Origin of the sequence: Variovorax sp. LjRoot175, assembly GCF_964253805.1 — a bacterium.
In the GTDB taxonomy this organism is placed as follows: domain Bacteria; phylum Pseudomonadota; class Gammaproteobacteria; order Burkholderiales; family Burkholderiaceae_C; genus Variovorax.
Genome location: NZ_CAXURY020000001.1, coordinates 3,459,968 through 3,481,489 on the forward strand (window position 1 = coordinate 3,459,968; position 21,522 = coordinate 3,481,489).

Here is a 21,522-nt window from a genome sequence, read left to right on the forward strand (position 1 = left end):
AGTAGCGTTTCCCCTAGTTATCGAGATAAACGGGCCAAGTGTACATTCTAGCCTGTCATAACAGCAATCGTGACACCGAGATCCCAAAGATCTGCTTGAACAGCGGGTCGCAAGCTCTTCCAGCCAACGTAAGGAGACAAAGAATGAGGCGTAATTTCCTGAGGTCCACAGCTGCCGCCGGTATCGGCCTGGCCGGCGCCAGCGCATTCGCGCAACAGCAATCCGCAGCCCCCGCGGCGGGCGCCGGCCTGCGCGGCAATGCCAGCGACGTCTACGTGATGAACGTGATGGTGTCGGGCGTCGAGTACTGGTTTCCGGTCTACGAAATGATGAAACAGCTCGGCCGCACGCTGGGCGTTCGCACCCGCTACACCGGCACGCCGGAGTACGACGTCAACAAGCAGCTGGCATCGTTCGAGCAGGAGCTGGCACGCAAGCCCGCGGGCATCCTGCTGCACCCGATGAACCCCGATCCGTTCATCGAGCCGATCAACCGCGCCGCGGCGATGGGCATCCCAGTCGTCACCTTCGCGGCCGACTCGCCGAACTCGAAGCGCACGTCCTTCGTCACCTCGGACAACGACCGCGAGGGCACGCAGGCGGCCGACGCCATCGCGACCTCGCTCAACGGCAAGGGCGAATACGCAGTGCTGGAGAACCCGGGCCAGGACAACCACGACCGCCGCATCGCGGCCTTCGTGAACCGCATGACGACCAAGCACCCGGGCATGAAGCTGGTCGGCCGCGCCGCCAGCAACCAGGACCCGAACAAGGCCTACCAGGCGGTGCTGAGCCTGGCGCAGGCCAATCCGAACCTGGGTGCGCTGTTCATGCCCGAAGCCAACTCGGCACTCGGCGCGGCGCAGGCCAAGGTCGAGACCAAGAAGAACATCAAGGTGATGTGCTGCGACGTCAACGCCAAGATCCTCGACATGATCAAGTCGGGCGACGTGTTCGGCTCCATCAACCCGAACCAGGGCATGCAGGGCTACATGGGGATGATGATGTTGTTCCTGGCGAAGAACCCGTCGCTCATCGATCCGATGAATGACGCCAAGCGCAACGGCGCCAACCCGATGTCGGTGCCCTTCCTGGACAACGGCCTCGCCGTGGTCAGCAAGGCGAACGCGGACGACTTCTACTGGGGCAAGTACCTCGCGCGCCGCGGCACCAAGGGAATCGGCGAGTGAGCGCTGCGGGCTCTTCTTCGCTGCTCGAACTTCGCGGCATCAGCAAGCGCTTCGGCGCCTCGCGCGCGCTCTCGGGCGTGGACTTCTCGCTGCAGGCCGGCGAGATCCACGCCCTGTGCGGCGAGAACGGCGCGGGCAAGTCGACGTTGATGAACATCATCGACGGCATCCACCGCCCCGACGAAGGCGACATCGTCCTGAACGGCGAGAAGGTCGTGATCGACGGCCCGGCGCATGCGATGCGCCTGGGCATCGGCCTGGTGCACCAGGAGATCGCCCTGTGCGCCGACGCGACCGTGGCCGAGAACATCTTCATGCCGGAGATCAACGCCGGCAAGCAGGCGTGGATGAACTACGCCAGCTTCAACGAGCGGGCCGGCAAGGCGCTGCGGCGGCTGGGGCAGGACATCGACCCCGGCGCACTGGTGCGCGACCTGAGCATCTCGAGCCAGCAACTGGTGGAGATCGCCAAGGCGCTCACGCTGGACTGCAAGGTGCTGATCCTCGACGAGCCCACGGCCGCGCTGACCGACAACGAGTCGGCTGCGCTCTTCCGCGTGCTGCACGACCTCAAGGCGCAGGGCATCGGCATCATCTACATCAGCCATCGCATGGCCGAGATCCTCACGCACGGCGACCGTGTCACCGTGCTGCGCGACGGGCGCAACGTGCACTGCGGCCCGCTGGCCGGCATGACGCCGGACGAACTGGTCCGCCGCATGGTCGGGCGCGACCTCGGCAACTACTACCCGCCCAAGCAGACCGCCACCGGGTCCTCCGAGCCCGTGCTCGAAGTGACCGACATCGCCGACGGCGAGCGTGTGCACGGCGTCTCCTTCGCGCTGGAGCGCGGCGAGATCCTCGGCATCGCCGGGCTGATGGGCGCCGGACGCAGCGAGCTGGCCGAAACCGTGTGCGGCCTGCGCCTCGCGAAACGCGGCACGGTGCGCCTGTGCGGCAAGGCGCTCACGATCCGCAAGTACAGCGACGCGCTGTGCGAAGGCATCGCCTACCTGAGCGAAGACCGCAAGGAAGCCGGCGTGTTCCTCGACCTTCCGATCGCACAGAACGTGTCGTCGATGGCGCTGCGGCGCGTCAGCTCCGGCTGGGGGCTGCTGCAGCGCTCGGCCGAACACCGGCTGGCCCGCGAGCTCGGCGCGAAGCTGAACCTCAAATCGGACGGCGTCGCCATCGAGGTGTCGAGCCTCTCGGGCGGCAACCAGCAGAAGGTGGCAATCGCAAAGCTGCTCGCCACCAAGCCGGTGGTGCTGCTGATGGACGAGCCGACACGCGGCGTCGATGTCGGCGCCAAGTCCGAGATCCACCACATCCTGCGCGAGCTCGCGAACCAGGGCGTGGGCGTCATCGTGATCTCTTCGGAGCTGCCCGAGATCATCGGGTTGTGCGACCGGGCCCTGGTGATCCGCGACGGCAAGCTGGCGGGCGAATTGGAACCGAACGAAATGACGGAGGAAGCCCTGCTGCGGCTCGCCTCCGGACTCTGCGAACAGGAGATGGCATGAACTTTCCATCGAGACTCGGCGCGGGGGGCACGGCATTGGCCGGCGTCCAACCCCGTCGCACAGGAGACCCGGTGAAGCTACCGAACAAACTGACGAGCATGCGCGAAGCAGGGCTTCTTCTGATCATCGCGGTGCTGTGCGTGGCGATGAGCTTCGCATCGCCCTACTTCCTCACCTGGGACAACGTGCGCGCGATGCTGCTGTCCTTCTCCATCGAAGGCATCGTGGTGGTCGGCATGACGATCCTGCTGATTGTCGGCGGGATCGACCTCTCGGTCGGCTCGGTGGTCTGCTTCGCGATGGTGGTGACGGGCAAGCTCTTCCTGATGGGCGTCGACCCGTGGGTCGCGAGCCTGGTGGCCATCGGCGCGAGCGGGCTGATCGGCGCCATGATCGGCGGCTGCGTGACGCGCATCGGGCTCAATCACTTCATCGCCTCGCTGGCCTTCATGGTGATCGTGCGCGGGCTGTGCCTCGCGCTCACGCAGGGCACGCCGCAATCGCTGTTCTCGCTGCCGGGCGAGTTCAAGTTCATCGGGCAAGGCACGCTCTTCGGCATTCCGGCGGTAATCCTGATCTTCCTCTTGATCGTGGTGGTGAGCGACTTCGTGCTGCGCCGCTCCACGCTGCTGCGCCGGGTGTTCTACACGGGCAGCAACGAGAAGGCCGCGCTGTACTCGGGCATCCGCGTCGGACGCGTGAAGTTCTGGGTCACGGTGCTGTGCTCGGCATCGGCAGGCCTGGCCGGCGTGATCTACACGGCCCGCTTCGGCGCCGCCACGCCGACCTTCGGCATGGGCATGGAGCTCAACGTGATCGCCGCCGCGGTGATCGGCGGCGCCAGTCTCAAGGGCGGCTCCGGCACGGTGCTGGGCGCGGTGCTTGGCCTCGCACTGCTGTCGGTGGTGACCAGCTCGCTGATCCTACTCGACGTGTCGCCCTACTGGCAGGACGTCATCAAGGGCCTGATCCTGCTCGCCGCCGTGACCATCGACCACCTCCTGAACACGAGAAAGACAACGCGATGAAGAAGACAACGCTGGGTCCTTCCGGCATCGAATGCTCGGCCATCGGACTGGGCACCTGGGCCATGGGCGGATGGATGTGGGGCGGCGGCGACAACGCGGGCGCCGTCAATGCGATCCAGGCTTCGCTGGACGCGGGCGTGAACCTGATCGACACCGCGCCCGCCTACGGCCTCGGCCGCTCCGAAAGCATCGTTGGCACCGCGCTCAGGGGGCGCCGCCACGGGGCCGTGATCGCGACCAAGTGCGGCCTGGTCTGGCACACCCAGAAGGGAACGCACTTCTTCGAGGAAGACGGCCACCCGGTGTACCGCTACCTCGGCCGCGAATCGATCTCCCATGAAGCCGAAGAAAGCCTGAAGCGGCTGCAGACCGACTACATCGACCTCTACATCACGCACTGGCAGGACAGCACCACGCCCGTGGCCGAAACCATGGACGCGCTGCTCGAGCTCAAGAAGCAGGGAAAGATCCGCGCCATCGGCGTCAGCAACGTGAGCCCCGAAACGCTCGCCGAGTACCTGCGCTACGGCCCGGTCGATGCGGCGCAGGAGCGCTACAGCCTGATCGACCGCGAGATCGAGACCACGCTGGCACCGCTGTGCAGCGAGCACAACGTCGCGGTGCTGGGCTACTCGTCGCTGGCGCTTGGTTTGCTCGCCGGCCCCATCGATCCCGAACGCGAGTTCAAGGGCGACGACCAGCGCGCGACCAACCCGCGCTTCAACGAGGCCAACCGCTCCAAGCTCAAGGCCTTCTTCGAGGAGCTCGACCCGCTGCGCGCGCGGCTCGGCTGCTCGTTCGGCCAGCTGATGATCGCCTGGACCATCGCGCGCGGCACCGTCTCGGTGGCCCTGTGCGGCGCGCGCGTGCGCCAGCAGGCGATTGAAAACGCCGGCGCCGGCTCGGTCGAACTGGGCGACGACGCCCTGCGCCTGATCGACGCCGCGGCGAAGCGCCACCTGGTCGCGCTCGCCTGACACCCTCCTCACTTCATTTCTGCCAACAAGGAGTTCTTTCCACATGTCGAAGGACAAAGACGCGCGGCTCAACCGGCTGCTGAACAACGGCCGCTGCCTGGACATCGCACTCGACCACGGGGTGTGCAACGAGCCCTCGTTCCTCAACGGCCTGGAGGACATGCCCCAGGTCATGGACAAGCTCGTGGCCGCCGCGCCCGATGCGATCCAGCTCAACTACGGCCAGGCCGACCTGCTGCAGGACCGCCCGGGAAGCAACAAACCCGCGCTCGTGATGCGGCTGGACATGGGCAACCCCTACAACGCCACCGCGCACCGCGTGATGTGGGCCGTGCTGCAGAACGAGAAAGACCCGGTGCTGCCAGCCATCCAGCGCGACGCGGCCTGCGTGGTCGTCAACCTGTTCATGCTGCCGAACGAGCCCGAACTGTTCCGCCAGTGCGTGCAGAACATTGCGCGCGTGCGCGCCGACTGCGACCGCTACGGCATGCCGCTGATGATCGAGCCGCTGGTGATGCGCCCGCACAGCGACCAGGGCGGCTACATGGTCGACGGCGACGCCGAGAAGATCGTCACGCTGGTGCGCCTCGCGCGCGAGATGGGCGCCGACATCGTCAAGGCCGACCCGACCAGCGACCCCCCGGATTTCCACCGCGTGGTGCAGGCCGCGCGCTGCCCCGTGCTCGTGCGCGGCGGCGGGCGCGAAGACCTGCGGCAGGTGTTCGCGCGTTCGCGCGTGCTGATGGACCAGGGCGCCGTCGGCATGGTCTATGGACGCAACGTATACCAGCACGCCAATCCGTCAGCGGTGGTCAGTGCGCTGATGGCCATGATCCACCGCGGCGCGAGCGCCGAGGCGGCCTGGGACATCTACGAATCCGGCGGCGTATCCCAAGAGTGAACCTGAAAGCAAAGTAGCGCTGGCCGCTTTGCGCAGAGGCGAAAAGCCGGCTCGAGAAGGCAATGATCATTCTCGACAGCGCGCAGTTGATCGAGACGAAGTTGATTGAAGAACGGGTGTCAACGGCGCAAGAAGAAATGGGGCAAGAATGAAGATCCGACAGTTGACCTCGGTGATCCTGCTGGTGTTTGTAAGCCTGCTGACCCATGCCGGCATCACCGGCACGAATCCGGTGACAACGGTCGCCAACATGGCGTCTGGCGCACTGACAGCCTTCACTGATCTCGCCAATCAGCTCGACCGGGCCTCTCCCCAGATCCCCCAGGGGCCTGGTCTTGGCAACCATTCCTTCAAGAAGGAGGAGCTGTTCAAGCCGCTTTACATGGTCCGGGATAGTGAAGGCGGAGATGTGCCCAACAAGTACAAGACGGCAAAGCGTTTTGGTACCAACGTGGGCCTGATGCTCAATGGCTACTTCGTCACCATGTTCACGCCTGACAGCGGGGGTGGGCCAGGAGGATTTCTGGTGTATGACGTCTCGGACCCGCAGAAGATCAAGCTGAAGAAGAAGATCTATGAACCGGAGGGTAAGACCAGCCAGTTCCGGGAGTCGCACGCGATCGGCACGTCGACCATCAAGGGCAAGGTGTACGTCGTCGTCCCGAGCATCACGGGCATCGAGTTCTGGGATTTCACGGACATCGAAGATATCAAGCCGACCAAGCGCCTCGAACTCAAGGGCGTGAATGCCGGGGACTACTTCGATGTGAGCTGGCAACTCTGGTGGCAGGCACCCTATGTGTATGTCGCGTCATCGGACGATGGGATCCACATCATCGATGCGAGTGATCCGGCCAATCCCAAGTACGCCGATCGAGGCCAAGGCCGTCCCAATCCTGTGCCTACGAGCGAACTGGGAAGCTTCAATGTGGGGCCGATCTTCACCATGGGCAATCACATGGTGATCACTTCCATGGAGGCGACCGACAAGGGCATATCCAGCCTGGACATCTCCGACCCGCTGAATCCCCGGCTGCTCGCTACGAAAGGGGCGCTGCCCTTCTACTATGCGACCTGCTTCGATGGCGTCAAGGTCCATGGCTCCATGCGCAACGATGGCGCCAAGATGCACACCCTTGATATCAGTGATCGCAACAACATCGTTCTCGAGAACAGCGCGCTGGTCATCAATCAGCAGTTGTATTGCGCTACGCAGGACGACTACGTGATGCAGGGAGCGCAACACTATATTCACAAGATCGATGTCCGCGACCCCAAGAACTACAAGGAGGTTGGTTCTGGAAGCCTGTTCGAGGATAAGACGGAGCGAGACCACTCAGACCATGGCCAGGTGACTTTCCTGGGGAACCTGGTGTATGTCGGCAACGACCATGGCAACGGTAGCGGCTTCATGCCGCATGCGACCGGCCCCGATACGACAGCGCCAAAGGTACGTCAGATCTCGCCACGTGCCGACGAGAAGAACACAGCGCTGACTACGCGTATCGGCATAGCTCTGACTGACAACATCCGGCCCGAGACCGTAAATGCTCAAAACTTCATTGTCCGTGTCAAACCACCCAAGCCCTCTGTCGGGGAGAGTCCGGCGATAGAAGGCTTCTACAGTGCCCAGCTCGGCATCATCAACTTCTCGCCCAAGGAGCCGCTCAAGCTGGAAACGACCTACGAGGTGGTACTCAGGAAAGGCGGGTTGAAGGACTATGCCGGGAACGCCTTGGTGGAAGACTACACCTTCAGTTTTACGACCCGCAGTGCGGTCGATGCAGGGATGGTCAACCACTGGCCGCTCAATGGGAGCTTGGACGACACCATTGGGAAGAACAACGGCATCCCCACGAATGGTCAGGATGTCTATGGACGCATTGGTATGGATTTCAGTTCGCGTGCCGGCGGCATCCCGCTGCAAAGCGACTCTGCGGCCACAACCCTCGGTGGAACCGCCTCGGTGAGCTTTTACATGAAGACCTCGCAGAAAGGAGTCGACAGCCAATGGCTGGCGCCGGGCATCTTCGGGCGCGACCAGGCGGCTGCCGACAATGATGTTTTCTGGGGCTGGATCGACGGCAAGGGCGACCTGAGGCTGACGGTGGGTAACCACTCGCAGACCAATCCGGGTGTCAAGTCGGGTTCACCGATCAATGACGGCAAGTGGCATCACGTGATCATGACACGCGATTCCAGCTCCGGCGCGATGACCATGTTTGTCGACGGTACCAAGTTCACCGGAAGTGGGGTCAAGGGTGCGATGGGGCTGCAGAACAAGTTCAAGTTTCTAGGTCAACTTCAAGACAGTCCGGACTGGTTCAAGGGTGAGCTCGCTGATGTGCGTGTCTACGACCGGGTGCTGACCGACGCCGAGGTCAAGAAGATGAACGAGCAGGTCGTGATCGGACAATTGGGGATGAAACCCGTGCTCTATGGCAATGAAGTGGCGTTCGATCCTCCGTTGATGGGGGGCAAGGGTGCGCAGTACAGCTGGCGCTTCGACGATGGGCAAAGTACGCCGTTCTCCAGCGATCCGAAGTACACGCGCTTGTTCAATCGGCCCGGACACTACAGCGTGATCTTGACCGTTAAACAGAGTGATGGGGTGGAAGTTCGGTACAGTTTCGTGTTGGCTGTGACTGCTCCTTTGACTGCCAATGCACCCGTGCACAGCACGAACATCACGGGCCGTGGAGCCTACATCTACAGCGTCAATTCCGACAGCGGAACAGTAGCGGCGGTGGATGCGCGAGATCCCCGGAAGCTCGTCAAGAAGTGGGAGACCCGCGTCGGGGAGGAGCCGCGTACTGTGGCTGTGGGGCCGGATGGACGCGTCTGGGTGGCGGTTCAGGGCGAAGACAAGCTGGTCGCACTGGATGCGGTGACCGGTGCAGTTTCAACTACCGTCGCGTTGGACTACGGCAGCGGGCCGCATAGCGTGGTATTCGCGCCGGGCGGCGTAATGGGGTTGCTGACATTGGAGAGCAAGTCCAAGCTCATCAGCTTTGATCCGACAACAGGTGAGAGGCGCAGCTCCCTCGATCTACCACCCGGCGGCGGCCGCGGCATCGCTGTGACGGGGGATGCCAGAACGGCCTATGTCACGCGCTTCAAGTCAAAACGCAGCGGGGGTGAACTGTACGAGGTCGATCTGGCCGGGATGAATACTCGACGCACGATTGTGCTGCGGGTCGATACCGCAACCGTTGATACCGAAGCAGGTGCGCGCGGTGTTCCCAACTACCTGCATCAGGTCGTGATCTCGCCAGATGGCTTGCGCGCGGTCTTGCCTTCTAAGAAAGACAATATTCTGCGCGGCCAGTGCCGAGACGGCCGGAAGCTGGATCACGATAAAACGGTGCGCTCCGTGCTCAATCAGGTGGACCTTGCCAAGGGTGAAGACCTCCCCGCCAGTCAGATCGACTTCGACAATCAGCCGCCGTCGAGAGCGGCAGTCTTCTCGCCATTGGGCGACTTCGTTTTCGTTGCCCAGATGGAGGGAAATACGGTAACGGTCGCCGATGCCTACAGCGGTAGTCGGGGGGCTCAGATCACTCGGATGCGGAGTACGCCGCATGGCTTGTACATCGATGCTGAGCGCAAGTTGTTGTTCACCAACAATTTCCTCGATCGTTCGGTATCTGCGTATGACGTGAGCACGATCTACTCCGGTAAGAACGCTGACGCTCCGTTGCTTCACTACGTTTCAACAGTCGCGACCGAGCCGTTGAAGGCATCCGTGCTGCGCGGCAAGAAGCTCTTCTACAACGCCAGCGACATCCGCATGTCCAACGAAAGCTACATCTCATGCGCGAGTTGTCATGTGGATGGCGGAGATGACGGGATGGTATGGGACTTCACTCAGCGCGGTGAAGGCATGCGCCGCACCATTTCTCTGCTAGGGCGTGCCGGGCTGGGCCATGGCAATCTGCATTGGAGTGCCAACTTCGATGAAGTCCAGGACTTCGAGAACGACATTCGTCGGGAGTTCGGGGGGGATGGCTTCATGACTAGAGCGGACTTCGAGGTCACGGCCGACCCGTTGGGAGCACGGAAGGCCGGCAAGAGCCCCGAGCTGGACGATTTGGCTGCATACCTTGCTTCGCTCGACAAGTACATGCGCAGTCCGGTACGCAACGCCGATGGAGCTTTGAGCGTGACGGCCCTGCAAGGTAAGAAACTATTCGGCGACCTGCAGTGCATCACTTGCCATTCCGGTCTCGCTATGCGTGATGGACAACGGCACGATGTAGGGACTATTCAACCCAGCTCGGGCAAAGGCAGTGGCAAGAAACTCGCCGGTGCAGGGTTCGACACGCCAACTTTGCATGGGATCTGGAGCAATGCGTCCAGTTTCCACAATGGCCAGAAGGCAACGACAAAGGATCTGATCGTCTCCGGTCATGGAAATAGCAATGCACCGAACTTGTCGCCTGCAGATTCGGATGCGCTGGTCGAATATCTTCGGTCCCTGGATGGACCTAAAGATGATGCGAGTGTTGGCTCGACTGCGCCACCTTCTTCGTCGCCGACCAGCACTGCTGCGCAGTGAACAGGGTTGGCAATCGACATTGAATAGATGAGAGGTATTCAGATGGTCTGTTCACCCATTGTGAAAGAGGTCGAAACGATGATCTTTCGAAAGAACTGGTTGCAGACCGTCATGTTATGTGTCGCTATTTTCACAAGTGGATGTGGAGGTGGCGGAGGTGGGGAAAGCTCCTCCCCTGTCAAATCCATTCCTCAGTCCTCGGCGGGTGCTCCTTCCTCATCGACGACAGGCACAGCGGCTGCACGGACATCAGGGAAAACAGCGGCGGGCTCTGACGTGCAACCAGTTGATGTTTCTAACATCAGCGATTGTGTTGCGTCTTCCGATCTTGAGGATCGCTGACTAGAGCCTTCCTTGGCCTGTCGAGCGACCAAGCCGGTCGCTGCCTGAAAGGACGCGCACCAAGGCAACGCTGGACCCGGCCGCACACGATGATCTTCAACCGCGGCAATCCGCTCGACTACGACGGCTGGGCCCAGAACGGGCTCTCCGATTGGAGTTGGAGCGACTGCCTGCCGTACTTCAAGAAGATGGAGACCTTCTCGGAGGGCGGAAGCGAATGGCGTGGTGACCAAGGTCCGTTGCAAGTCTCCCGGTGCAAGGCCGACTTCCCGCTCTATCACCAGTTTCTCCGCGCGGGCGAGCAGGCCGGATTCCCGCTCGCCTCGGACCATAACGCGCGGAACCAGGAAGGCCTCCACATCGCCCAAGCCCACATCCACGGAGGCGTGCGCTGGAGCGCCTCCCGGGCGTACCTGAAGCCTGCAGAGCGAAGACCGAACCTTCAAATCCGATCGCGGGCGACAGTCTTGAAGGTGCTGTTCGAAGGCCAGCGCGCCATCGGCGTCGTGTTGCGCCAGGGAAGCGCGCGGGCGGTGCACGGACGAGGCATCGCCATTTCCACAGCGATCGGCTCGCTGCTTGGGCAACGGCTTCTCGGCATGAACGTCGCGGACATGGCGTTGAAGCCGACACATGAAGAGCTTCGCATTCCACGCGTTTCGCCACCTTGGCGTGGCCTTGGCAACGCGATATTACGGAATGCGCGATCGAATCGACGGCCGATTCTTGGGATGACCGCGATTCGTTGTTCTTCTTGAGTAGGATCGCGAAGCGTGCATCAGACTCGACCGTCTGCGTAGGGAGGGTGGCTCCGCGGCGGTGCGCCCCACCCACTACATTACCCACGCGCTGCGCCCCGCGCAGCTCTTAAAGACCGGCGACGGTCGCGTGTATTGAACGAGTTTGGAAGGAAGCAACCTTGGGACTACTTGATGGAATGCTTGGCAACGCAGCCAAGATCGACCCTGCAAAGATTCAGCAGGAGTTCAGCCAGATCCTGGCGAAAGGGGAAGTGGTCGAGCACGCCTACCAGCTCATCCGCGACTACTTCGTGTTCACCGACAAGCGCTTCGTCCTGGTCGACAAGCAAGGCATTACGGGAAGCAAGGTCGAATACCACTCCATTCCCTACAAGAGCATCACGCACTTCAGCGTCGAGACCGCCGGTACCTTCGATCTCGATGCCGAGCTCAAGATATGGATCTCGGGGACGGTCGCTCCGATCCAGAAGCAGTTCAACAAGAAGCTCAGCATCTACGAGGTGCAGAGCGTGCTTGCGAGCTACGTGCTCAGGTGAGCTGAGCCTCGCGAGACGGGGCGCCACGCTCCGACTCAGTCGGTGCGGCTGGCCGGCAGCACGATGGTCATCAGCAGCCTGGTGTCTTCCAGCGCATGCAAGCCGTGCGGCACGCCGCCGGCGAGGTACATCACCTGATCGGCCTCGAGCAGCTTCACGCTGCCGTCGAACTGCACCTCGACCCTTCCGCGCATGCACTGCAAGGTCATCGACGTCGAGACGGCGTGCGACGGGACCTGCTTGCCGGCCGGCAGCACCAGCCACATGATCTCGATGTCGCCGGCCTTCAGGAGTGCACAGGTCTCCGCCGCCTGCACGTCGAGCGCGCCGAGATTCACGACCTGACCGGATGATGCGTGGGGGAGTGCCATGCGGGGCAGTTTGGCAAGGTGGGCTTACGTTGTCCAGATCGGTCATACGTCATGAGGCACGTCCTGCGGCATCGCCACCGCGCGCAGCACCTGCATTGGTCCCACTGCGTGGACGCGGTCCAGTTCCTCTTGCGAACGCAAGAACAATGAGCCAGCGAAGCCGAGCCCGTTCACGGAGATCGATTCGAAGCATGCGCGCGAACGCGGCACGACGAGCATCCAGCCTCGGCGAATCAGCAGGTTGTAAGGTGCCGACTGAACTTCGCCCTCTTCGGCGGCGACAGCGGAAATGCCGCACCGATGAAGCAGCTCGCGATAGAGGACATGCAACTCGGGAGCCGTCGCTTGCGGCGCCAGACGTGCGAACGCATGCCTGAACGGCAGCGGTGAACCGCTGCCGAGCACCCGCTCCATCGGCACTTGGTCCGGGCTTTCGCGTGTAAGCGGGAGCGGCACAAGCTGCAGGTGCTTATGCCGCTGGCTGGCCCCGGCTTCGACGCCCCCGTTGTAGAAGCCGAGTCCATCGACCTCGCTCAGGCAGGCGATGAGCGCCGCGAAATCCTCAACGGTAAGGAGGCGCTCCTGGCGTTCGAAGCGGCGCGTGACGAGCAGCACATGGCCGGCGAGCAGTTGGAACTTGTTCAGCAGAATGTAGTGCGAAGGCGCGAGGTCACCTACGAACAGAGAACGGTCGTAGTCGCCGAGTGGATCCGTGGCCGCCGCGACATGGCGCGCCTTGTCCTTGCGCGCGAGGCTCGACACCGTGCGCACGACGAACCGAACGCCATCGCTGTCGAGGAGGATGGTCTGAGTCTCGATCGGCTGCAGTGCACCGTCTGCCAGGGCGCGCTGCCTTGCGTTCTGGACGACGGACAGGGAAAACATGCCGTCATTCTCGACCCGTTCCGGGCAACGAGGCACGCCCAGGCACTAAGACTTGAATTCTTCCGCCGTGATACCGAGCTTGCGCAGCTTGTCGTGCAGCGTCTGCCGCGCGATCGCCAGCGCGCTGGCGGTGGCCGGCTGGTCACCCTGGTGCTTGCGCAGCGCCTCGACGATCACCGCCCGCTCGAAGGACTCGACCTGCTGCGGCAGTCCGCGCGGCAAGGCCGGCATGCCTTCGGCGTTGCCGCGCGCCTGCGTCAGGCGCTCGCCCAGCAGGCCAAGCACGAAGCGGTCGGCCACGTTACGCAGCTCGCGCACGTTGCCGGGCCAGGCGTAGGCCATCAGGTCGGCCACCTGCGCGCCGCTCAGGATCGGCGCGACGCGCTCATAGCGCGCGGCCGCCAGCAGCGTGAAATGCTCGAACAGCAGAGGGATGTCCTCGCGCCGTTCGCGCAGCGGCGGCAGCTCGATGAAGGCAACGCCGAGCCGGTAGTACAGGTCGGCCCTGAACTTTTGCCGGTCGCTCATATCCTTGAGGTCGTCCTTGCTCGCGGCCACCACGCGGCAGTCGAAGGAAATGGCCTTGTTGGAGCCGATGCGCTCGATGGAGCGCTCCTGCAACGCACGCAGCAGCTTGATCTGCACCGCCATCGGCATGCTCTCGATCTCGTCGAGAAAAAGCGTGCCGCCGTTGGCGTATTCGAACTTGCCCACGCGCACGCGGTTGGCGCTGGTGAAGGCGCCGGCCTCGTGGCCGAACAACTCGCTCTCGGCCAGCGCCTCGGGCAGGCCGCCGCAGTTGAGCGGCACGAAATGCTGGCGCCGACGTTCGCTGTGCTCGTGCAGGCAGCGGGCGACGAGCTCCTTGCCGGTACCGGTTTCACCGTAGATCAGCACATCAGCCGAGGTCTCGGCCAAGGTCATCACGGTGCGGCGCACCTGCTGCATCTGCGCCGAGCGGCCGATCAGCACTGCCTGGATGCCGTGCCAGTTCTCCAGCGCATCACGCAGCGCGCGCACCTGCAGCGTGAGCTGCCGGCGCTCGATGGCGTGGCGCACGATGGCCACCAGCCGCTCGGAGCTGAAAGGCTTCTCGATGAAGTCGTAGGCGCCCTCGCGCATGGCCTGCACTGCCATCGCGATGTGGCCGTGGCCGGTGACCAGGATGACGGGCAGCTCGGCGTCGGCGTTGTGGAGTTCGATCAGCCATTCGGTGCCGCTCAGGCCCGGCAGGCGCACGTCGCAGACCACGATGGCAGGCACGCCGAAACCGATCTGCGCGCGCGCGCGTTCGGCGCTCGCGAAGGATTCGACCTCGAAACCGGCCAGGGTCAGCACCTGGGTCGTGCTGATTCGGACGTCTTCGTCGTCCTCGACCAACAGCACCCGGATGGCAGGGGCTTCACTCACTTTTTGATCACTCCTGTGGGGTGGGGGTAAGGATGGTGCGGATGGCGGCCGGCAGGTCGACCACGAAGCAGGCGCCGCCGTCCGGCAGGTTGGCGGCACGCAGCGTGCCGTCCATGGCCCGCACCAATTGTGCCGAGATCACGAGGCCCAGGCCCAGCCCGGTGCCTGCCGGCTTGCTGGTGACGAAGGGCTCGAACAGGCGCGGCAGGATGTCGGGCGGAATGCCCGGCCCGGTGTCGCTCACGCGCAGGATCACGCGGCCGTCCTGCGGTCGCGCTTCCAGGCGCAGCGTGCGCCGCGGCGATGCCTGCATGGCGTCGATGGCGTTGCGCATCAGGTTGACGAGCACGCTACCCAACGCGGCCTCTTCGGCCATGACGCTCAGGGTGGCGGGCTGCACATCGACCTCGATGACGATGCCGTTCTTCTTCGAGGCTTCGGCGACGATGACCTGCGCGTCGGCCGCGACCTGCGCCATCGGCACCGGCGCGAGCGGCAGCTCGCTCTTGTGCGCGAAGGTCTTGAGCTGCGAGGTCAGGCGCGCCAGGCGATCGACCATGCCGCGGATGCGCTGCAGGTTGCCGCGCACGTCATCGAAGCGGCTCTTGTCGAGCAGGATGGCGGCGCTTTCCGAGAGGGTGCGCATCGCCGTGAGCGGCTGATTCAGCTCGTGCACCACGCCGGCCGACATCTGGCCCAGCGCCGCCATCTTGCCGGCATGCACCAGCTCGCCCTGAGCCGCGCGCAGCTGGGCGGTGCGCGCGACCACGGTCGACTCGAGGGAGTCGTGCGCCGCCTGCAGCGCGGCCTGGTTGGCCAGCTTCTGCCGCACGGCGCGGCGGCGCTGCCACAGCGTGACGGCGATCAGCAGCAGCACCGCCATCGCCAGGCTCGCTGTGATGGCCGCGTAACGTGCACCGACGCGCACCGGCGCCAGATCGTCGAGCACCACCAGCTGCCAAGGCGCCCCGCGCAGCGCGCGCGTCGAAGCGAGCTGGTCCACGCCGTCGAGCGCGATGACCTGCACGTTGCGCGCCAGCGCCTCTTTCTGCGTCCACTGCAGCGGCTGCAGGCCGGCCTCGCCGTAGGGGCGCGAGCGCTGCACCTCGGCGCGCTGCGAAGCGTCGAGCGGCCACAGCGGCCGGAACTTCAGGTCCTCGCGGGTGGCGAGGATCACCACGCCGCGCTGGTCGATCAGCGCCACGTTGCCTGGCAGCATGCGCCAGGCGCGCTCGGACTCCTCGAGATTAACCTTGACGGCCACCACGCCACGCGCGGGCTGGTCGTGGCGCAAGGCGTACGAGAGGTAGTAGCCGGGCTTGCGGCTGGTGATGCCGACGCCGTAGAAGCGGCCCCTGCCCTGCCCCAGCGCATCGATCACGTAGGGCCGGAACGACAGGTCCTGGCCGATGGTGGTGCCGGGCCGGTCCCAGTCGGACGCCGCCAGCGAGGTGCCGGCGGCGTCGAGCACATAGAGCATCTCCGCGCCCGCGGTGGCGTTGACGCCGTCGAGGTAGCGGTTGACCGCGTCGCGCAGCCTCGAGTCCGACGGCGTGCCGAGCAGCGCCGGAACGATGGGCGTCATCTCCAGCAGCGCTGGCAGATACTCGAAACGGGCCAGGTCGGCATCGAGCCCGGTCGCGAGCATGTCGAGCCGGTGGTCGGCCGCCTCGCGCAGCCGCGCCAGGCCGTTCTGCATGGCGAGGTGATGGCCGGCGACGGCGGCCAGGGCCACCAGCGCCAGCGCGCCGCACCAGCGCGGCAGGCCGCGCCAGCGTCTTTGAGTGTCGGAAGGCAAGTCGAAGCGCCGGGCCGGCTCCCGTGAATTCATGAACCCGTTATTGCACAAGGCCGCGCGGGCCGCATCAGTGGCTGCCCGGTGGCGCGTGTCACGGGTGGTTTCATTCAGGCCCAGTGTCTGCTCAGGCATAGCGCAGTTCGCCGGTCTTGCCGCGGAAGACCCGGTAGGAGAATACGGTGTAGCCCACGATGGCCGGCACCGAGATGCACACGCCCACCAGGATCACCTTGAGCGCCGGTGCGCTGCTAGCCGCCTGCCAGATCGTGAGCTGGCCGATCACCACGTAGGGATAGATGCTGTAGGCCAGCCCCAGGAAGCCGAGCACGAACACCATGACCAGCAGCACGAAAGGCAGCCAGCACACCGGCCCGCGCACCATGCGCGTGTTCAGCAGGCCGCGCACGGCGAGCAGCGCCGCGCCGGTCATGAGCGGAATGGCGGCCAGCGCCAGGATCTCGGGCAGCGCGAACCAGCGCTCGCGCACCTCGGGGCTGATCCAGGGCGTGGCCATCGAGATCAGCAGCATGCCGCCGACCATCGGCGCCCAGGCGGTGCGTGCCCATTGCACGGCGCGCTCCTGCAGCGCACCCTCGGTCTTCATGATGAGCCAGGCCGCGCCCATCAGCACGTAGGCCATCGGCAGCGCCACGGCGATGGCGGCGGCGAACAAGGGATAGTTCCAGCCGGATCCGAAGCCGCTGATGTAGCGCCCGAGCATCCAGCCCTGCGCCACCGAGGCCAGGGTGGAACCCGCGAAGAAGAGCCGGTCCCAGGTGCGCTTGTGGCTGTCGCGCGCCTTCACGCGGAAATCGAAGGCCACGCCGCGCAAAGTGAGGCCGACGAGCATCAGCGCCACCGGCAGGTAAAGCTCGCCCAGCACCAGGCCGTGCGCCTTCGGGAAGGCAACCAGCAGGATGCCCACGCCCAGCACCAGCCAGGTCTCGTTGGCGTCCCAGAACGGGCCGATGGAGGCGACCATCACGTCCTTCTCGGCGTCGCTCGCGCGGTGCATGAGCATGCCCACGCCAAGGTCGTAGCCGTCGCTGACCACGTAGACCAGCATCGAGGCGCCCATCAGCACCATGAAGATCACCGGCAACGCGGCGTCGAAGCTCATGCGCGGCCTCCTTCGGCCATCGGCGCGGTGATCGCGGTGATCGCGCCCGGCGGCGTCGCGGCCCGCTCGACGGCCTCGATCACCAGCACCTCGTCGGGCTTCTCGGCCATGTACTTGAGCACCGCGACGTACGCCACGATGAGCGCGAGGTACAGCGCGATGTAGAGCGCGAGCGTGAGCCCGATCATCGCGGGCGGCACCTTCGACACCACGTCGGCCGTGCGCACCAGCCCGTAGACGATGTAGGGCTGGCGGCCGATCTCGGTGACGTACCAGCCCGCCACCGTGGCTATCCAGCCCGAGAAGGTCATCCCCGCGAACAGCCACAGCAGCGCGCGCGGCAGCAGCGCCGGTTGCCAGCGTGCGCGGCGGTACAGCCACCAGCCGAGCCAGCTGGTCGCGAGCATCAGCACGCCCATGCCGACCATGATGCGGAAGGCGAAGAACATCGGCAGCGGCGGCGGATGCGCGCCGGCAAAGTCGTTCAGGCCGCGGATCTCGCCGTCGGCCTCGTGCGTGAGGATCAGGCTCGCGCCATTGGGCACCGCGATCTCGAAGCGGTTCCTGCGCGCCTCGGCGTCGGGAATCGCGAACAGCAGCAGCGGCACGCCGCGCCCGGTCTCCCACACGCCTTCCATGGCAGCAATCTTGGCGGGCTGGTGCTTGAGCGTGTTGAGGCCGTGCATGTCGCCCACGACGATCTGCACCGGAATCAGCACCGCCGCCAGCGTGAGCCCTACCCGCATCACGCGCGCCGCGCTGCGCTGTCCCACGCCGCGCAGCACCTGCCAGGCCGACAGGCCGATCAGCAGGAACGCGCAGGTCAGCGCGGAGGCCAGCAGCATGTGCACGAAGCGGTACGGAAACGACGGGTTGAACACCACCGCCGGCCAGCTCGCGACATGGAATTCGCCGTTCACGACCTCGTGGCCCGCGGGCGTCTGCATCCACGAGTTGAGAGCAAGAATCCAGAAGGCCGACAGCGTGGTGCCGAAGGCCACCATGAAGGTCGACAGCAGGTGCACGCGCTCGCCGACCTTGCCGTGGCCGAACAGCATCACGCCGAGAAAACCCGCCTCCAGGAAGAACGCGGTGAGCACCTCGTAGCCCAGCAGCGGCCCCGCCACGTTGCCGACGCGCTCCATGAAGCCCGGCCAGTTGGTGCCGAACTGGAAGCTCATGGTGATGCCGCTGACCACGCCGAGCGCGAAGGTCAGCGCGAACACCTTGGTCCAGAAGCGGTAGGCGTCGAGCCAGCCCTGCGCCAGCGGTGCATTGCCGCCGCCGCGCGTGCGCAGCCAGCGCCAGCGCAAGAACAGCAGCAGCCAGCCCAGTGCGATGCTGATCGTGGGGAACAGGATGTGGAAGGTGATGTTGGCCGCGAACTGCATGCGGGCGAGGATCAGGGCGTCCATCAGGTTCCTTTCGGGCCGGCGGCGGCGCGGCCGCCGCCGGCCTGGGTCATCGCTTCGCCGCCCCGCCCTGCTTCAAGGCTTCCGACATGCCGATGAGCACGCCGCTCACCAGCGCCGAGTAGCTGTCGATCAGCGCCTGCGAGGCGCGCAGGCCCATCGCGCGGCCGTCGCGCAGGCTCTTCTGCGTGTCTTCCATGAGCTGCTCGAGCGCCGCCGTGGCGCGCGCGCCGGTGCCGGTGCCCTTGCCCTGCATCGCCTGGAAGACGCCGCTCCACGGACCGTCGGCCGGCGCCGCCTTGCGCACGCTGGCGAACAGCGTCTCCTCCATCTTCTCGATGTCGGCGAGCGCCTTCTTGAGCTGCGTCTCGCGCAGGCTCACGCCCTGGTCGACCAGCTGTTGCAGCGCGCGCTGGTTGGCCAGCACGGCCTGCTCCAGCGCGCCGTCCATGCCGGCAAAGACCTTGCCGAGCAGGCCTTCCACATCGGGCGCGGGCAGCTTGCTGCCGGCCGCGCCGGCCGAGGCCGTCCTGGTGACCGTCCCCAACACCTGCCGGATGTTCGCCAGCGTGAGCTCGCGGCCCTGCAGCGCCTTGAGCGTGGCCTCGTGCACCGCCTTGCGGACGGTCTCGCCCTGCTTGGCGGAGGCCTCGGAGAACTTCTTGATCAGTGCGACCTGATCGATGCCGTTTTTGAGGATCATGGTCGTTTGCTCATTGCATGTGCTGGCCGCCATTGATGGCGATGTTGGCGCCGGTCACGAACGCCGCCTCTTCCGAGGCGAGGTAGATGATCAGGCCCGCCACCTCCTCGGGCTTGCCGAGACGGCCCACGGGGATGTGCGGCAGGATCTTGCTGTCGAGCACTTCCTTCGGAATGGCCGTGACCATCTTGGTGCCGATGTAGCCCGGCGAGATGGTGTTCACGGTGACGCCCTTCTTCGCCACCTCGAGCGCCAGCGCCTTGGTGAAGCCATGCACCCCGGCCTTGGCGGCCGAGTAGTTGGTCTGGCCGAACGCGCCCTTCGAGCCATTCACCGAGGACACGTTGATGATGCGGCCCCAGCCGCGGTCCACCATGCCGTCGGCCACCTGCTTGCTCATGTTGAACAGGCTGTCGAGGTTGGTGCGCAGTACCGCGTCCCAGTTGATGCGGTCCATCTTCTTGAAGGTCATGTCGCGCGTGATGCCGGCGTTGTTGACCAGCACGTCGACCGGGCCCAGCCCCGCCTGCACCTCCGACACGGCGCGCGCGCACGAGTCGAAGTCCGCCACGTCGCAGGGCACGGCCAGAATCTCATAGCCGCGCTGCGCCATCTGCGCCACCCACTCGGCGTGCGACTTGTTGCCCGGCGAATAGGTCACCGCGAGCTTGTAGCCTGCATCGACCATCTTGGTGGAGATCGTCTCGCCCAGGCCACCCATGCCGCCGGTGACCAGGACCACTTGTTGCTGCTTCTCGCTCATCTGCTTTCTCCTTGGTACGTTGTGTGACTAAGAAAATCGGTCAGGCGCGCTCGACGGCCAGCGCCACGCCCATGCCGCCGCCGATGCACAGCGAGGCCAGGCCCTTGTTGGCGCCGCGGCGGCGCATCTCGTGCAGCAGCGTCACCAGCACGCGGCAGCCCGAGGCGCCGATGGGGTGGCCGATGGCGATGGCGCCGCCGTTGACGTTGATGCGGCTGGTGTCCCAGTCCATCTCGCGGTTGACCGCGCAGGCCTGCGCCGCGAAGGCTTCGTTGATCTCCATCAGGTCGAGGTCCTGCGCCTTCCAGCCGGCCTTCTTCAGCGCCAGCTGCGAAGCGGGCACCGGGCCCATGCCCATGAGCGACGGGTCCAGCCCTGCGCTCGCGTAGGCGCGGATCACCGCGAGCGGCTGCAGGCCGAGTGCGGCGGCGCGCGAGGCCGACATCACCAGCACCGCGGCCGCGCCATCGTTCAGGCCCGAGGCATTGCCGGCCGTCACCGAGCCGGTCTTGTCGAAGGCCGGGCGCAGGCCGGCGAGCGCATCGGCATTGGTCTTGCGGTTCACGAACTCGTCGGCCGCAAAGACGACGGGGTCCCCCTTCTTCTGCGCAATGCTGAAGGGCAGGATCTCGTCGTCGAAGCGCCCCGCGTCCTGCGCGGCCGCGGCCTTCTGCTGCGAGGCCAACGCCAGCGCGTCCTGCATCTCGCGCGTGATGCCGTACTTCTTCGCCACGTTCTCGGCCGTGGTGCCCATGTGGTACTGGTTGTAGACGTCCCACAGGCCGTCCACGATCATGGTGTCGACCAGCTTCCAGTCGCCCATGCGCTGGCCGTTGCGCGAATTGGGCAGCACGTGCGGCGCAGCGCTCATGTTCTCCTGGCCGCCGGCCACCACGATCTCGGCGTCGCCGCACTTCACGGCCTGCGCCGCCAGCATCACGGCCTTCAGGCCCGAGCCGCAGACCTTGTTGATGGTGAGGCCCGGCACGCCGACGGCCAAGCCGGCCTTGATCACGGTCTGGCGCGCGGGGTTCTGGCCCGAGCCGGCCGCGAGCACCTGGCCCATGATCACCTCGGACACCGCATCGCCCGGCACGCCGGCCTTGGCGAGCAGGCCCTTCACCACGTGCGCGCCCAGCTCGGGCGCGGCCGTGCCGGCGAGCGAGCCGCCGAACTTGCCGACCGCCGTGCGTTGCGCGGCCACGATCACGATATCGTCTGACATGAGAGTCTCCTTGGGGGTT

The 21,522-nt window shown here is 65.1% G+C and carries 17 protein-coding genes; 8 read left to right on the forward strand and 9 right to left on the reverse strand.

Annotated features, from left to right (window positions below):
• Positions 1 to 143: 143 nt before the first annotated feature.
• The 8 genes from ACSQ89_RS17205 to ACSQ89_RS17240 all read left to right on the forward strand — a co-directional run bounded on the left by ACSQ89_RS17205 (position 144) and on the right by ACSQ89_RS17240 (position 11,816).
• A complete protein-coding gene (locus ACSQ89_RS17205) occupies positions 144 to 1,190 on the forward strand; it encodes a substrate-binding domain-containing protein (RefSeq protein WP_436296301.1) in 1,047 nt (348 codons plus the stop codon).
• Positions 1,187 to 2,713, forward strand: a complete 1,527-nt coding sequence (locus tag ACSQ89_RS17210) for a sugar ABC transporter ATP-binding protein (RefSeq protein WP_436292797.1) — start codon at positions 1,187 to 1,189, stop codon at positions 2,711 to 2,713. Before ACSQ89_RS17205 ends, ACSQ89_RS17210 begins: the two co-directional genes overlap by 4 nt.
• Positions 2,710 to 3,741, forward strand: coding sequence for an ABC transporter permease (locus ACSQ89_RS17215; RefSeq protein WP_093111765.1), 1,032 nt, complete (start codon positions 2,710 to 2,712; stop codon positions 3,739 to 3,741). Before ACSQ89_RS17210 ends, ACSQ89_RS17215 begins: the two co-directional genes overlap by 4 nt.
• Entirely contained in the window at positions 3,738 to 4,718 is a 981-nt protein-coding gene (locus tag ACSQ89_RS17220; protein ID WP_436292796.1) for an aldo/keto reductase, read from the forward strand. Before ACSQ89_RS17215 ends, ACSQ89_RS17220 begins: the two co-directional genes overlap by 4 nt.
• Positions 4,719 to 4,761: 43 nt before the next feature.
• A complete protein-coding gene (locus tag ACSQ89_RS17225; protein WP_436292795.1) occupies positions 4,762 to 5,619 on the forward strand; it encodes a class I fructose-bisphosphate aldolase in 858 nt (285 codons plus the stop codon).
• Positions 5,620 to 5,767: 148 nt separating this feature from the next.
• Positions 5,768 to 10,177, forward strand: coding sequence for a LamG-like jellyroll fold domain-containing protein (locus ACSQ89_RS17230; RefSeq protein ID WP_436292794.1), 4,410 nt, complete (start codon positions 5,768 to 5,770; stop codon positions 10,175 to 10,177).
• A 431-nt stretch (positions 10,178 to 10,608) separates the two neighbouring features.
• A complete protein-coding gene (locus tag ACSQ89_RS17235) occupies positions 10,609 to 11,277 on the forward strand; it encodes a GMC family oxidoreductase N-terminal domain-containing protein (protein WP_436292793.1) in 669 nt (222 codons plus the stop codon).
• 161 nt (positions 11,278 to 11,438) lie between these two features.
• Positions 11,439 to 11,816 carry a PH domain-containing protein gene (locus tag ACSQ89_RS17240; protein WP_436292792.1) on the forward strand — a complete coding sequence of 126 codons (378 nt, stop codon included), beginning with the start codon at positions 11,439 to 11,441 and terminating at the stop codon, positions 11,814 to 11,816.
• A gap of 35 nt (positions 11,817 to 11,851) precedes the next feature.
• Here ACSQ89_RS17240 and ACSQ89_RS17245 read toward each other — a convergent pair whose 3' ends face one another.
• The 9 genes from ACSQ89_RS17245 to ACSQ89_RS17285 form a co-directional block, all read right to left on the reverse strand.
• Complete coding sequence (locus ACSQ89_RS17245; protein WP_436292791.1) at positions 11,852 to 12,187, reverse strand: hypothetical protein; 336 nt, start codon at positions 12,185 to 12,187, stop codon at positions 11,852 to 11,854.
• Between the two features lie 42 nt (positions 12,188 to 12,229).
• Positions 12,230 to 13,072, reverse strand: coding sequence for an ATP adenylyltransferase family protein (locus ACSQ89_RS17250; protein WP_436292790.1), 843 nt, complete (start codon positions 13,070 to 13,072; stop codon positions 12,230 to 12,232).
• Between the two features lie 45 nt (positions 13,073 to 13,117).
• Positions 13,118 to 14,482 (reverse strand): sigma-54-dependent transcriptional regulator, encoded by a 1,365-nt coding sequence (locus ACSQ89_RS17255; protein WP_436292789.1) that lies wholly within the window; start codon positions 14,480 to 14,482, stop codon positions 13,118 to 13,120.
• A 7-nt stretch (positions 14,483 to 14,489) separates the two neighbouring features.
• Entirely contained in the window at positions 14,490 to 16,313 is a 1,824-nt protein-coding gene (locus ACSQ89_RS17260) for a sensor histidine kinase (RefSeq protein WP_436292788.1), read from the reverse strand.
• A 91-nt stretch (positions 16,314 to 16,404) separates the two neighbouring features.
• The gene (locus ACSQ89_RS17265) at positions 16,405 to 17,400 is read right to left on the reverse strand and encodes a cytochrome d ubiquinol oxidase subunit II (RefSeq protein WP_093107978.1); all 996 of its coding nucleotides are present in this window, start codon (positions 17,398 to 17,400) and stop codon (positions 16,405 to 16,407) included.
• On the reverse strand, positions 17,397 to 18,815 hold the full coding sequence (locus ACSQ89_RS17270) for a cytochrome ubiquinol oxidase subunit I (protein WP_436292787.1): 1,419 nt from the start codon (positions 18,813 to 18,815) through the stop codon (positions 17,397 to 17,399). The genes ACSQ89_RS17265 and ACSQ89_RS17270 overlap by 4 nt, the downstream gene beginning before the upstream one ends.
• A 46-nt stretch (positions 18,816 to 18,861) precedes the next feature.
• Positions 18,862 to 19,515, reverse strand: coding sequence for a DUF6781 family protein (locus ACSQ89_RS17275; RefSeq protein ID WP_436292786.1), 654 nt, complete (start codon positions 19,513 to 19,515; stop codon positions 18,862 to 18,864).
• Between the two features lie 10 nt (positions 19,516 to 19,525).
• Positions 19,526 to 20,278, reverse strand: coding sequence for an acetoacetyl-CoA reductase (gene phbB / locus ACSQ89_RS17280; protein ID WP_436292785.1), 753 nt, complete (start codon positions 20,276 to 20,278; stop codon positions 19,526 to 19,528).
• A gap of 40 nt (positions 20,279 to 20,318) precedes the next feature.
• Positions 20,319 to 21,503, reverse strand: coding sequence for an acetyl-CoA C-acetyltransferase (locus ACSQ89_RS17285; RefSeq protein WP_436296302.1), 1,185 nt, complete (start codon positions 21,501 to 21,503; stop codon positions 20,319 to 20,321).
• Positions 21,504 to 21,522: the final 19 nt, after the last annotated feature.

Excerpts from the sequence above, each read along its gene's own strand:
- ACSQ89_RS17285 (WP_436296302.1), bottom strand. The coding sequence starts at position 21,503 with ATGTCAGACGATATCGTGATCGTGGCCGCGCAACGCACGGCGGTCGGC.
- ACSQ89_RS17245 (WP_436292791.1), bottom strand. The coding sequence starts at position 12,187 with ATGGCACTCCCCCACGCATCATCCGGTCAGGTCGTGAATCTCGGCGCG.
- ACSQ89_RS17220 (WP_436292796.1), top strand. The coding sequence starts at position 3,738 with ATGAAGAAGACAACGCTGGGTCCTTCCGGCATCGAATGCTCGGCCATC.
- ACSQ89_RS17225 (WP_436292795.1), top strand. The coding sequence starts at position 4,762 with ATGTCGAAGGACAAAGACGCGCGGCTCAACCGGCTGCTGAACAACGGC.
- ACSQ89_RS17250 (WP_436292790.1), bottom strand. The coding sequence starts at position 13,072 with ATGTTTTCCCTGTCCGTCGTCCAGAACGCAAGGCAGCGCGCCCTGGCA.
- ACSQ89_RS17230 (WP_436292794.1), top strand. The coding sequence starts at position 5,768 with ATGAAGATCCGACAGTTGACCTCGGTGATCCTGCTGGTGTTTGTAAGC.
- ACSQ89_RS17275 (WP_436292786.1), bottom strand. The coding sequence starts at position 19,515 with ATGATCCTCAAAAACGGCATCGATCAGGTCGCACTGATCAAGAAGTTC.
- ACSQ89_RS17205 (WP_436296301.1), top strand. The coding sequence starts at position 144 with ATGAGGCGTAATTTCCTGAGGTCCACAGCTGCCGCCGGTATCGGCCTG.
- ACSQ89_RS17265 (WP_093107978.1), bottom strand. The coding sequence starts at position 17,400 with ATGAGCTTCGACGCCGCGTTGCCGGTGATCTTCATGGTGCTGATGGGC.
- phbB (WP_436292785.1), bottom strand. The coding sequence starts at position 20,278 with ATGAGCGAGAAGCAGCAACAAGTGGTCCTGGTCACCGGCGGCATGGGT.
- ACSQ89_RS17235 (WP_436292793.1), top strand. The coding sequence starts at position 10,609 with ATGATCTTCAACCGCGGCAATCCGCTCGACTACGACGGCTGGGCCCAG.
- ACSQ89_RS17215 (WP_093111765.1), top strand. The coding sequence starts at position 2,710 with ATGAACTTTCCATCGAGACTCGGCGCGGGGGGCACGGCATTGGCCGGC.
- ACSQ89_RS17270 (WP_436292787.1), bottom strand. The coding sequence starts at position 18,815 with ATGGACGCCCTGATCCTCGCCCGCATGCAGTTCGCGGCCAACATCACC.
- ACSQ89_RS17260 (WP_436292788.1), bottom strand. The coding sequence starts at position 16,313 with ATGAATTCACGGGAGCCGGCCCGGCGCTTCGACTTGCCTTCCGACACT.